Here is a 10,984-nt window from a genome sequence, read left to right as displayed (position 1 = left end):
CTCCGGCAAAATGCCGGTAATTTATCATCTCAGAGTGGATACTTTTCAACGCCGATTTATCCAAAATCCTGGTAAGTTTTACATGCCGATTGACACTACTAAACAAGGTTTTAGCTTTTCAAAAAATGACAGCACTTGAGAACGTCTCAGTTGTTTTTTCAGAACCACTTCTCCCTGTTTATCAACACCATGTATCTGAAATATTTGTTTTGCTAAATCTATTCCAATTCGTGTAATGTTCATCTCGGACTCCTCTCTTCTTTGACTAGTTGATAGTTACTCTAGTCTGGCACATTGATGCCGATTAAGGGTGGAGGAGTCCATCCCATTGGGCTAGAGCCTAACGCAAATAACGATAGAATTTTGCGTTCGATTTCATCGGTGAGATGGGTCTGATGCTTTTTAACCAACTGCGGCTCAAATGTACCGTTGCGGTCTCGGGGCGTATCCAGTTGAAAACTGCCTGAAGCCGACTGGACGCTCTTTGGTGTGGCTCCATTCTTCCGGTTCTGTTCATCCCCGGATTTTATATGCTGCTCAAGTTCCGCTGCCAATGCAGCTTCAGTGAGTTGTTTGATCAATGGCGTTAATATGCCATCTTTTCCATTTAAATCACGCCCTGATTTCAATGCCTCCAGTGCTTCTTCAAAATCAAATTGCGATGTAGTCTTGTTCATTTGTCACTCCTATAAAATTAATAATAAAGGAATGACACAGAATTTCTAATACTCCCAAGCAATCGGCCGAATGGCCGATTAATCCGGCTTTAAGCCGTAATCCGAAGCCACCGGCTTGTGGCCGGTGGAGTATTCACTGATCCTTTTTTCTAACCATCCAGCCCATTTTACTGCCTTGACAATCAAATCCACACGATACCGTGCATTATATTCAGGTGTTCTTGAATGATAATTTGCTGCCTTTGTCCAGATATCACCTTGGTCATTTTTGATGTGCAGGCGAATCCGCCAAGCGGCCAGGTCGTAGGCATAACATCCGGGTTTCGCAACATGATCGGCGTTGATACCGTATTTGGATAAATCCTGTAAATACGCTGTGTTGAATTGCATCGCGCCAACATCATGCGTACCGTTACTGTTTTCTACCCATTGACCGGGCTTGCCGCCTTCCTTTTCTGCGATGGCCAACAAAATGTTGGCCGGAATTTCATATTTCACCGCAGCGATGATGGAACAGACGACACGTTCCTGCATGTCTGGCGGTAAATCCATCATAAGCGGATATGTATGTTTCTGGCAATGATCATTGGTGGAGTCATTTATCTTCCAACGGCTTGGGCCTGAGTGGAAGCAGCCGTACTCGGGTACGGTTGGTGTCAATGGTTAACAAGGCACCATCAGCCAAATCAGATGTCATTTGCTGTAATGCACCGATCACTTGCTTGCCGATCACGTCAGGGCTGACATCATCAGCACGAATTTGTACTACGCTGGGCTTTTCTCCGTGCGTTGCAGCCAGAATGGCGCTGAAATCAAGATCGTGAGTCAGAACGATATAATCATTCGCTTTGGCGTAAGCCATGATTTCACTGTCCGATGCATTGTATGCGCCAATTGAAGCCCAGTGTGTTGCTTCAATACCATGGATAACCAGCGCTTCAACCCAACGAGGTGACAAATTCATGTCGATGAGCAGTTTCATTGCGAAGCCAGTATGACCTCACGTTCCTCCGAACGCCATGCTGCATACCGCAGCGCCTGCATTATGTCTTCACGTTCAAGGTAAGGGTAGTCGGTAAGAATTTCATCGACACTGCGGCCCGCACCAATTTGTCCCACGATCATACCGACTGTAACACGCATTCCCCGGATACATGCCTTACCACCCATGATGCCGGGTTGCTGGGTGATGCGATCAAGTTGTTCCATATGCTTATCCTTTCAATGACAGACTGATTAGTTTCTGTTTGTATACAACAATTTCACGTATGCCCATTAAATCAATTAAATGGCGACATTTCAAGCAACTGTTAAAATCCCAATTGTCTGCCGTACTTGTTGTTAATCATATCCGGCCAGTTGCCTGCCGATGTGCATTTTCCTAGAAACTTGCCACGCGCCTTGAACGTCTTGTTCAGGCTGATGCCGCCATGACTGTTGAACAGAATGATATCAAAGTAATCCTGGACAAAGCCCTTGCATTCGGAAACAACACCCACACCTTGCAGCATTCCCGCCATGCAGAGCACAGTACTGCAGGAATCTTTTGCCTGAACCGGTGCGCTTAAAAACAGCATTGCTATAAAGCTTATGAAATACTTTTTCATTTACTTGCCTCCTTTGGAAATGTAATTGCCGCTACTCTCGGCATTTTGCCCCGCTTTAACTGCATTCATTAGCGGCTCTATTCCCTTCACAGGGCTGTTTCTGCGTAATGCGGAGACGCCGTAAGCGGTAATTGCCGCAGTTGTTCCCGCTGCCGCTACCAGGCCACCGGCGCTGTAACTGCCGATACCGGTGGTCGAACCGATACTGCTGCCGGTCACGATTCCTGAAATCAGTGGAGGGAGTTTGGAAATGAGTATCCACAAAGCTATGGTGAAGATCAGCATCACGGCTAGCTCTTCAAAGCTAAGAACATTTCTCGACATCTTGCCGTGGAAGCTGATTAACAAATCACTGCCGATGCCAACAATTAAAACCATTACAAATAATTGAATGCCGACACCGAGAACCGTTTTAAAGTAGTTAATGGCGATGTCGGTCGTCCAACGTGCACCGCCAAAACCCAATAAAAAAATGCCAGCGTACAGTAATACCCAACTGCTAATTAACAGTAAAAGCATATTGACAGCAATTACAGCAAGCAAAATAAGAATTGCTAATGACATGATTACTGCGATAAAACTGTCTACCGGCTGCATGACTGAAAGATTATTCCATGCCTGACTTAATATCAGGAAACCAACATCCATAATACTGGAATGACTGGTTCCACCGGACAAATTAGCGGCACTGCTGCCAAGTTGCTGCATTGAACTGATGATGGTGCCAGCAATGTTATGTCCTGATACCGCATTGGTCAGCAACCAGAAAAAGAATCCGGTAGAAATAATGAACCGCGTAAATTCGGCAAAGAATTCGCCAATATCAGCTCTGCGCAATAGCATCATGCCGAATGTCCATACCATGGAGATCAAGACCAATGTCCAGAACAAGCGTTCCGCAGCTCCCTGGATGATGTTTTGCCAGGTTTTAACTTTACCGTGAAACTTTTGAACAACCTGGTCAAGTACGCTTTGGTTGGTTGCAGGATCAATATATGACAGTTCTGCAAAAGCGCTGGAAGATGTACTTAGCAAAAATACAAAGACAAAAAAGGACAGCTGTATTCTGAGCATTTTGATTGCTCCTGTAAATCTGGAATAATTTTTTACTATTTGTCTGGAGAGTCTTCAGTTATATCGATCTCCAGCCAATTCTTTCTTTCCGGCATCTCACTCAATTCTTTCTTAGGTTCTTTTAGCTCAAGCTGGCCGTCTCCATCCTTAGAGCAACTAGGCAGCGCTACCAAAGAAGGCAAACAAACTACCAGACTGATTATTTGAATATTTTTCATGAAACTCTCCTTGCATGAGGAATTAAAAAGCATCTTTGACCAACCAGCCTCTTCCAGTTGGCAATGTTTGCGGACTCAATCGTTTTGTGGCCACTTCCCGCGCAGCCTGCCATATGGCTTCCTGATCGACTTTGGCCTGGTTCTGGGCATTGATCGCATTATGTTGCGCAATCAGTAAATGGCGAATTTGTAGCAACTGGTTAGCTTGGTGGGCAGCGAGTTGATTGGCATATTGCAAAGCCTCCATTTGCCCTTGTGCGGTTTGAGTGCGCTGTTGCAGGATTTGTAGTTGTGCGGCATCGAGTGGAATCTGTTGCGAGTGATGATCGAGGCCGCGCAGCACGGCATCGTTGGCACTTTTTTGTGCATCGGTACTGGCTTCCTGTCCTTGTTTTAATATGCTCCATGCCGATTCAGTGCAATTGCCGTCGAGATTGAAGCACGGTGAACTGCGGTAGTAGTTCACGTTGCGAAAACGTTGCAGATAACCGTCCAGACCACCATAGCGCTGGCCGTAATAGCGGATGGTATCGGTCATATGCATGAGCTTGTTCATCGTATATTGTGCTTGCGCCCAGACATACGCCGGTGGCGCCAGGGTGTTGCGGATCATGTTTTCGTATTGCTGCAATTGTGTCTGATACTGCTGTATCTGCTTTAACGTTTGTGACACGTTTTCAATTGCGGCAACCGTGGTTTGCTGGATATTGGCCGCATCGATGACTGGAATGCCGCCAGCATTGGCGTTTGTATTAAACATTGCAATAAGAACTGCAACGATTCCTGCTATTTTCTTCCAGCGTGTAAATGGATTGAAATATCCTCTGATGTTTGTCATGGGTGATTACTCCTTGCATAGTCAAACGATTGGTAAGGCTTGTTGAACACCATGTCTTTGGTCACGATGATGTTGAACCGGTACCCCGGCCTGATTTCAAGCGTCGGTGAGATATTCATGTTTTTGCGGATCAGATTGGCGGTGACCAATCCCAGTTGCTGGCCAAGCGACTGACTCATAATACTGCCCGCATTTTGCCGTCCGAATGCACCGCCTGCATCGCGTTGGCTGTAAGCAGTGCCTGCCACAATCGCGGACATAATCAGCGCTGAACCGAAGATGCGCAGGTAATGATTGTTCACCTGATCCTTGAATCCGGCATAACCGACACCGTCAGCACCCGGCATGGCACCGATATCCATCGTCTTGCCATCCGGAAAGATAATGCGCTGCCAAGCCACCAGCACTCTGGCCTGTCCGTATTCAACTTCACTGGAGTATGTGCCAACCAGTCGTGAGCCTTGCGGAATCAAACGGTGTTTGCCAACCGGTGAATCAAAGATGTTCTGACTGACTTGCGCCATGATCTGTCCGGGTAGTTCGGAATTGATGCCCGATATCAGCGTTGCCGGAATCACAAAACCGGTTTGCAGGATGTAAGGCGATTGCGGTTTCTTAACATCGCTATCAAGTTTCCAGCGTTCATCACCTTGTGCTGAATCAAAACGCGCATAATCATTCACTTTTCCGGTTACCGGATCGTTCAACAGCATCGGTGCTGTATCGTCATATGGATCACCAATACCGGCGCCAGAACCCGCACCCATACTGCTTTGATTTTGCCGCAAATGCGCAAGGCGTGCATGATAGGCTGCGGTTGGGTCTTCACGCAGGTTTGCATCGATCTGCTGGCGCACCCTGGCCATCTCAGCCAGTGCTTCTTCGCGTGATGGTGTACTACCGGTACCGGTATATTGCGGTGCGGAAGCTGCACTTCTGGGGGCAATCACATTAACACTGGTTTTGGCTTTGATTGCTTCTTCAAGCTGTTGGCGTTTGAGCAGACGGATATGCTCGAGTTCGGCATTGTGCGAAGTATTGGAATGATCCAGCGCTGGTGGCGCAGGTGGCAAATCCAGATCGACAGGCCGCTCGATGATAATTCCATCAAGCAGTGAAATTGTCTGCGGTTCTTCAGGTGTTTCAGGCTGTATCCTGGGTTCAATGAGTCCACCCAGATAATCCTTGGCAATGAGGTTCGCAAAGTTACTGCTCGAATCAGCGTCATGATCATGCTCATACCCGGATAAGTTATGACGGTCGGTCGCCCGGTTCATCGCGACAATGCCCATGAGCAACATGAATACCAGCATGATGGCACCAAAGATATACAGCGGCAGGTTGTTGACACGGCGCACGCCTATGGTTTTGGCAACAGTGTCGGGCGAAGTATCCGGCGATAAAAGCTTATCCGTGGCCATCATCAATCCTCCAGTTGCCTGCGCACCCACAAACCAGCAGGTTGAATCTGCCCGGACTGATCAACAAACGCGCGTGTCAGCCGCTGATCATCGATCAGGATACTGACATGATACAAGTTATCGGATTGGTCGATGATATAGCGCAGTGCCAGACCGGGTTTGGTTTCAGTCTGAGCAATTTGCTGTGGTTGCACATCGGTTTCATCAACCAGGTCAGGGAATACAACCGCTAATAGCGGATTATCCGGTTTTACCGTTTCCTGAACCGCATATCCATGCATGCGCAGGCTGTCGATCAAAGCCTGACCAAAAGGATCACTCGCAGGATGTTGCATATCAAATTGTGTGCTGGCAGCCGGATAAAGCCGTCCAATCTGATCGGCCACATCGTCAGCCATGACTTTGCTGTATTGACTGAACGCCAGTGACGGGTTCTGGATAAAACTGCCATACGGTTGTGTCATTGCACAACTGCCCAGCAATAGCAAAATAACTGTACATATCAGAACAGGTTTGTTGATGGAACATCTATTGGGTCTTGCTACATGAAGTTTTGACAACATGATCAATTCCCCCGTGTAATCGTGATACGGTTTTGATTGCCGCCGACACCGGCAACCAGGATTGCCTTGTCAAATACCACATCGACAATGTAGCGATCACCCTGCAGGCGATAATTGACCATGACCGTGTCGTCTTTTTTGAACAGACCGCCTTTGCGGTTTAACAGCAATAACGTCGGTGCTTCAGTCTGTGCCATGACTTTCGGCATTTGAATGATGGTTTTCTGGCCATCGTTATACACACGTACCGGTTTCCATACCGCATTGCCGGAGACCGAATACGCAAAATCAAGATTGCCGAGATATTCTCCGGTTTCAGGTATTACGCGTGATTGCCGGATTTCCAGTGCGCGGTTCTCCTGTGCCTTGATTGCATCCCATTTAGCCAATGCATCTTCCGGGTAAATAAAACCGACTCTGGGCATAAATTCACGCCGGTGTGAACGTAATCGTATGTGATAGGTTCTGCGGTTGGTGGTAACGACAAGTGAAGTTTCCAAACCCACATCCATCGGCTTGACGATCAAATGCTGCACTTCATTGGAACCCTGTCCGGTAATGGCCGGTTCGATGAGCCAGCGTGCCTGATCGCCCAGGTGAATGGAGTTGACCTGTTCACCCGGTTGTAATTCAATATCGCAGACCTGCAATACCGCACAGACAATGCTCGGTTGTTGCGCGCCGAACAGGAAACGGATCGAGCCGTCAGTACCAGCAACCGGCTTGATGCCCTGTGCACTATTTGCCTGCCATTTTTTTGCCATCGCGATGGCTTCGCGTTCCTGCTGTGTTAATTGCGGATTCTTGCCGCTGAAGTAGGCTTCTGTCAGGTTGCTGGCGAAAACGGAAGCGACACCTGTAATCAGTAAAAAAATGGAGGTTAAGGTGACTATGCGTTTCATGATAGAACCTCATTACGATTGCCGCGACCAGGAGAAGTCCTGAATATAAATGCCGAGCGGATTGTTACGGATTTGTTCTTCGGTGGTGCTTTGTGTCGGTGGCCGGTGATAGACTCTTAAAAGGGCTCGCATCTTGAACGGTGCTTCCAGTTGATGTCCCTGCCGGTCATACACTTTTTCCAGCCAGTCAACTTGCCAGGTTTCAGGTGACTGGGGAATGACGGAAATAATTTCAACACTTACAGTTTGGGTTTCAGCGCGTTTGAACGGACTACTGGATTCGGTACCATTAAACCACTCATTCGCTTTGGCCATTGCCGGATCGTTGGTTTTGAGCATCGCATAGGCTCTGAAGATCGCTTTGCGCTGTAATGCGATATCCGGCGTGACCATTCTGACTTCGTTAATGAACGATGCGAGCGAAGCATGTACAACACGCTGATCGGCAACTGCTGCCACATCGGCGCGTGATACCGCAATCGCTTCACCGAGTTTGTTGACCTGAACGACATACGGAATAAACTTCGACTGGCTGCCGATATAAATCATGCCGCCAACACCGGCCAGTGCAATCATCAGGCATAAAATAGCCAGTATCTGCCACATGTTTCTCGACGATTGAACGGATCGCATATGATCGTTCCAGGTGCGCCGGGCAGACAGATATGGATTCTCCGATTCGCCGGCACGGCGTCCGCCTTCGATGAAGGTTTGGGAATCGATCTTATCATCCCTGCGGATATCAGTTTTACCTGAAAGACTGAGTTTATGCTTTTTGATTTTTTCGGTTAAATCACTGATGGTACTCATGCAGCCACTCCATAATCCGATAGTTTGAGCCCTTTCATTGCCAGCCACTGATTCACCCAGCCATCACCGTATTTGGCGCAAAGCTTCTTGATGGTGGCGATTGATTCCTTGTCTGTCGATCCGACAAAGGCGAGTGCCAGCGGCCCAAGCGCGAGTTCATACAGCCGTCTGCCGTTTTCTGATACGGTGTAATAATGCTGTTTGGGTATAGCAGTCGCCAGGATTTCAATCTGGCGGGTATTCAATCCCATGCGCCGGTACAGTGCTGCCGCTTCTTCATCGCGTGCGAAGACGTTGGGCAGGAAGATTTTGGTGGCGGTCGATTCGACAATTACATCGAGTATGCCGCTGTTGGCGGCATCCGATAAGCTCTGTGTTGCCATCAATACCAGACAGTTGTTCTTGCGCATGACTTTCAGCCATTCACGAATCTTGGCGCGAAAGACAGGGTGACCCAGCATGAGCCAGGCTTCATCGAGCAAAATAGCGGCAGGCTGCCCCTGCAAGCTGCGCTCAATTCTGCGAAACAGGTACAGCAGCGTTGGCAGTGCATACTTCTCACCGAGATTCATGAGTTCTTCAATCTCAAATGTCGTGAAACTCGACAAGTGCAGTCCGTCTTCCTCGGCATCGAGCAAATGACCCATCATGCCGTCAATCGTGTATTGTTTGAGTGCTTCGCGTATGGCTTCATCCTGGCTAGTGACCAGAAAGTCGGACAAGGTATGCGAGCCGCTCTGATGCATGTTGGTAATCGCGAGGCTGATTTCGTTACGCTGTTGCGGTGAGACGGTGACACCGTTTAATTCCACCAAGGTGCAAATCCATTCGAGCGCCCAGGCACGGTCTCCTTTGGATTTGAGAAACTGCAACGGACAGAATGCCAGTGCTTCATCATCACCGGCAACGGTAAAATGCTGCCCGCCAACCGCTTTGGTCAACGGGTACATCGACAACCCCTTATCAAAACAGTAAACCGACATGTTTTTGTAACGCCGAAGTTGCGCGGCAATCAATGCCAGGTGCGTAGACTTACCCGCACCGGTCGGTCCGAACATGAAGGTGTGACCGAGATCGCGCACATGCAGGTTTAGCCGAAATGGTGTCGCACCCTGCGTGACGCAATGCATGAGTGGCGGCGAATTCGGTGGATACATCGGGCAGGGCGCCTGTGCTTTACCTGTCCAGATGGTATTAACCGGCAGCAGATCGGCGAGATTCATCGTATTGATCAACGGACGGCGCACGTTCTCAACCCCATGGCCCGGTAGACTGCCGAGATACGCTTCCATGGTATTTATGGTTTCGATCCGTGCGGCAAAGCCTAAATGGTTGATGGCTTTTTCCACTTTACGCGCTGCATCTTCCAATGCTGCACGGTCTTCCATCATTAAAACGACGACGCTGGTATAGTAGCCTTGGGCCACAAAGCCGCTATTGGTCTCTGCAATCGCCGATTGTGCATCTTCAGTCATATTCAGTGCATCTTCATCCACATGACTGCTTTGCACATTGAATAACTGATCGAAGAAACCGCGTATCTTTTGTTTCCACTTTTTGCGGTATTGATCCAGGTGTGCCACCGCTTCATGCGTATCCATGAAGATATAGCGTGACGACCAACGGTAGACACCGGGCAATTCCGAGAGGATATTGAGCATACCGGGCGTTGATTCCAGCGGAAAGCCTTCAATAGAAACGGTCTGAATAAAGTTACGCCCAACTTTGGGCACAACACCGCCCCACATTTCCTGTCCACCCAGAATAGTGTCGAGATACATCGGATTGGATGGCAATACCATCGGTTGATCGTTGCCGGTAATGCAAAGCTGTAACCACGACAGGAAATCATCAAGTGTGACGGTTGTGCCATCCTCGTAGACCTGTTTTCTGCTTTGTAGGCGCGTTAATTCAAACGTGGATGACAACCGTGATTCAAAGTTGGCGCATTCGCGCTCGAAGTACTTTAACAGGCTGTTGGTGCGTGATTTGAAGTCTGGATTTTCCGTGTCATCATCGAACATGAGTTCAACAAACTTGCGCTGTGCGAGCATCGGTGGCAAAAATGTCAGCGTGACGACAAAGCAGCTCTCGTACAATTCACCGATACGCTCGAACAATTCTCGGCGTTCCTGGTCAATCGCTGCCGTTACCGGGTCAGGATAATTCGACAAGCCTTTGTCTGAATACCCCTGTGCTGGTTTGCGGATGGCATCCACATGGATCATCCAGCCGTTACCCAAACGCGATAACGCCTGATTGATATGCAGTGACACCTGCTCGCGCTCCACATCAGTGCTGCTGGCGGTATCGGCGCCACAGAATTGCCAGGACGCCATTAATGCGCCGTTCTTGCCGACAATAACACCGTCTTCGGCAACGGCGGCATACACCAGCAAATCGGCAAAACCGGTATCTTTGGATCGGTATTTGTCGAGCTTGAATGCCTGCTCCGTTCCACGGATGCGCATAAAAAGTATCAACAGCAGCAACGCACCCAATGCAGCAATCAGTATCGTTATGGCGGTAATCATTGGAACTGCTTTTCCATGTGTGACGAGTTGATGGTAAACGGCGTGCTTCTGGCCGGATAATATTTTTTGTAGCGCAATTGGCGCAGATACACATGACGTAACTGCGGATCGTGCTTGGCCATGAGGCGCAGAGCAAACAAGGCAAAAATCCAAAGTGCTACGCCAAACAGCGTAGTCTTGATTTCCATTGCCGCAAAAATGGATGTGGCTGCTATCAGGATCGAGAACATCACCAGTTCGCGGTCACCGCCCATGAAGAGATTCGGACGGTTGCCCGATTGTCTGATCGGTATGGTTCGTAATGCCATAACAGACCTCCTGTAAAACAAGAAAGTTACGA

Annotated in this window: 13 protein-coding genes and 2 pseudogenes; all 15 read right to left on the bottom strand. The window is 48.6% G+C overall.

All coding sequences use genetic code 11. From position 1 onward, the window contains the following. Positions 1–96: 96 nt before the first annotated feature. Positions 97–243 (bottom strand): annotated as a pseudogene (locus BMX44_RS17305) (IS110 family transposase); the annotation flags it as partial. Positions 244–332: 89 nt separating this feature from the next. Continuing rightward, a pseudogene (locus BMX44_RS13325) lies at positions 333–677 on the bottom strand (transposase); the annotation flags it as partial. A gap of 78 nt (positions 678–755) precedes the next feature. Continuing rightward, positions 756–1,232, bottom strand: coding sequence for a transglycosylase SLT domain-containing protein (locus BMX44_RS13320; RefSeq protein ID WP_090633910.1), 477 nt, complete (start codon positions 1,230–1,232; stop codon positions 756–758). A gap of 40 nt (positions 1,233–1,272) precedes the next feature. Then, positions 1,273–1,659, bottom strand: a complete 387-nt coding sequence (locus BMX44_RS13315; RefSeq protein ID WP_090633908.1) for a DUF5615 family PIN-like protein — start codon at positions 1,657–1,659, stop codon at positions 1,273–1,275. Further along, positions 1,656–1,886: a DUF433 domain-containing protein gene (locus BMX44_RS13310; RefSeq protein WP_090633906.1), complete on the bottom strand. Its 231-nt coding sequence runs from the start codon at positions 1,884–1,886 to the stop codon at positions 1,656–1,658. The genes BMX44_RS13315 and BMX44_RS13310 overlap by 4 nt, the downstream gene beginning before the upstream one ends. A 101-nt stretch (positions 1,887–1,987) precedes the next feature. Continuing rightward, the gene (locus BMX44_RS13305) at positions 1,988–2,284 is read right to left on the bottom strand and encodes a TrbM/KikA/MpfK family conjugal transfer protein (protein WP_090633904.1); all 297 of its coding nucleotides are present in this window, start codon (positions 2,282–2,284) and stop codon (positions 1,988–1,990) included. Then, positions 2,285–3,358: a P-type conjugative transfer protein TrbL gene (gene trbL, locus BMX44_RS13300; protein ID WP_090633902.1), complete on the bottom strand. Its 1,074-nt coding sequence runs from the start codon at positions 3,356–3,358 to the stop codon at positions 2,285–2,287. It lies immediately after the preceding gene. 35 nt (positions 3,359–3,393) lie between these two features. Beyond that, positions 3,394–3,576, bottom strand: a complete 183-nt coding sequence (locus BMX44_RS13295) for a hypothetical protein (RefSeq protein ID WP_090633900.1) — start codon at positions 3,574–3,576, stop codon at positions 3,394–3,396. A gap of 22 nt (positions 3,577–3,598) precedes the next feature. Continuing rightward, entirely contained in the window at positions 3,599–4,414 is an 816-nt protein-coding gene (gene trbJ / locus BMX44_RS13290; protein ID WP_090633897.1) for a P-type conjugative transfer protein TrbJ, read from the bottom strand. Beyond that, on the bottom strand, positions 4,411–5,835 hold the full coding sequence (locus BMX44_RS13285) for a TrbI/VirB10 family protein (protein ID WP_245738938.1): 1,425 nt from the start codon (positions 5,833–5,835) through the stop codon (positions 4,411–4,413). Before BMX44_RS13285 ends, trbJ begins: the two co-directional genes overlap by 4 nt. 2 nt (positions 5,836–5,837) lie before the next feature. Then, positions 5,838–6,299 (bottom strand): conjugal transfer protein TrbH, encoded by a 462-nt coding sequence (locus BMX44_RS13280; protein WP_245738937.1) that lies wholly within the window; start codon positions 6,297–6,299, stop codon positions 5,838–5,840. Between the two features lie 101 nt (positions 6,300–6,400). After that, the gene (trbG, locus tag BMX44_RS13275) at positions 6,401–7,300 is read right to left on the bottom strand and encodes a P-type conjugative transfer protein TrbG (protein WP_090633891.1); all 900 of its coding nucleotides are present in this window, start codon (positions 7,298–7,300) and stop codon (positions 6,401–6,403) included. 12 nt (positions 7,301–7,312) lie between these two features. Further along, positions 7,313–8,110, bottom strand: coding sequence for a VirB8/TrbF family protein (locus BMX44_RS13270; RefSeq protein WP_090633889.1), 798 nt, complete (start codon positions 8,108–8,110; stop codon positions 7,313–7,315). Then, positions 8,107–10,644, bottom strand: coding sequence for a VirB4 family type IV secretion/conjugal transfer ATPase (locus BMX44_RS13265; RefSeq protein WP_090633887.1), 2,538 nt, complete (start codon positions 10,642–10,644; stop codon positions 8,107–8,109). The genes BMX44_RS13270 and BMX44_RS13265 overlap by 4 nt, the downstream gene beginning before the upstream one ends. Next, a complete protein-coding gene (locus BMX44_RS13260) occupies positions 10,641–10,952 on the bottom strand; it encodes a conjugal transfer protein TrbD (RefSeq protein WP_090633884.1) in 312 nt (103 codons plus the stop codon). Before BMX44_RS13260 ends, BMX44_RS13265 begins: the two co-directional genes overlap by 4 nt. Positions 10,953–10,984 lie beyond the last annotated feature (32 nt).

This window comes from Nitrosomonas marina, from assembly GCF_900110145.1.
Classification (GTDB): Bacteria; Pseudomonadota; Gammaproteobacteria; order Burkholderiales; family Nitrosomonadaceae; genus Nitrosomonas; species Nitrosomonas marina.
Note: the sequence above shows the minus strand (reverse complement) of the source record. Positions and strands in the feature narration are given on the sequence as shown.

What these genes read in the sequence shown, in the direction of transcription:
- BMX44_RS13315 (WP_090633908.1), bottom strand. Translation starts at nt 1,659, where the DNA reads ATGAAACTGCTCATCGACATGAATTTGTCACCTCGTTGGGTTGAAGCG.
- BMX44_RS13280 (WP_245738937.1), bottom strand. Translation starts at nt 6,299, where the DNA reads ATGACACAACCGTATGGCAGTTTTATCCAGAACCCGTCACTGGCGTTC.
- trbJ (WP_090633897.1), bottom strand. Translation starts at nt 4,414, where the DNA reads ATGACAAACATCAGAGGATATTTCAATCCATTTACACGCTGGAAGAAA.
- BMX44_RS13265 (WP_090633887.1), bottom strand. Translation starts at nt 10,644, where the DNA reads ATGATTACCGCCATAACGATACTGATTGCTGCATTGGGTGCGTTGCTG.
- BMX44_RS13305 (WP_090633904.1), bottom strand. Translation starts at nt 2,284, where the DNA reads ATGAAAAAGTATTTCATAAGCTTTATAGCAATGCTGTTTTTAAGCGCA.
- trbL (WP_090633902.1), bottom strand. Translation starts at nt 3,358, where the DNA reads ATGCTCAGAATACAGCTGTCCTTTTTTGTCTTTGTATTTTTGCTAAGT.
- BMX44_RS13320 (WP_090633910.1), bottom strand. Translation starts at nt 1,232, where the DNA reads ATGATGGATTTACCGCCAGACATGCAGGAACGTGTCGTCTGTTCCATC.
- BMX44_RS13260 (WP_090633884.1), bottom strand. Translation starts at nt 10,952, where the DNA reads ATGGCATTACGAACCATACCGATCAGACAATCGGGCAACCGTCCGAAT.
- trbG (WP_090633891.1), bottom strand. Translation starts at nt 7,300, where the DNA reads ATGAAACGCATAGTCACCTTAACCTCCATTTTTTTACTGATTACAGGT.
- BMX44_RS13310 (WP_090633906.1), bottom strand. Translation starts at nt 1,886, where the DNA reads ATGGAACAACTTGATCGCATCACCCAGCAACCCGGCATCATGGGTGGT.
- BMX44_RS13295 (WP_090633900.1), bottom strand. Translation starts at nt 3,576, where the DNA reads ATGAAAAATATTCAAATAATCAGTCTGGTAGTTTGTTTGCCTTCTTTG.
- BMX44_RS13270 (WP_090633889.1), bottom strand. Translation starts at nt 8,110, where the DNA reads ATGAGTACCATCAGTGATTTAACCGAAAAAATCAAAAAGCATAAACTC.
- BMX44_RS13285 (WP_245738938.1), bottom strand. Translation starts at nt 5,835, where the DNA reads ATGGCCACGGATAAGCTTTTATCGCCGGATACTTCGCCCGACACTGTT.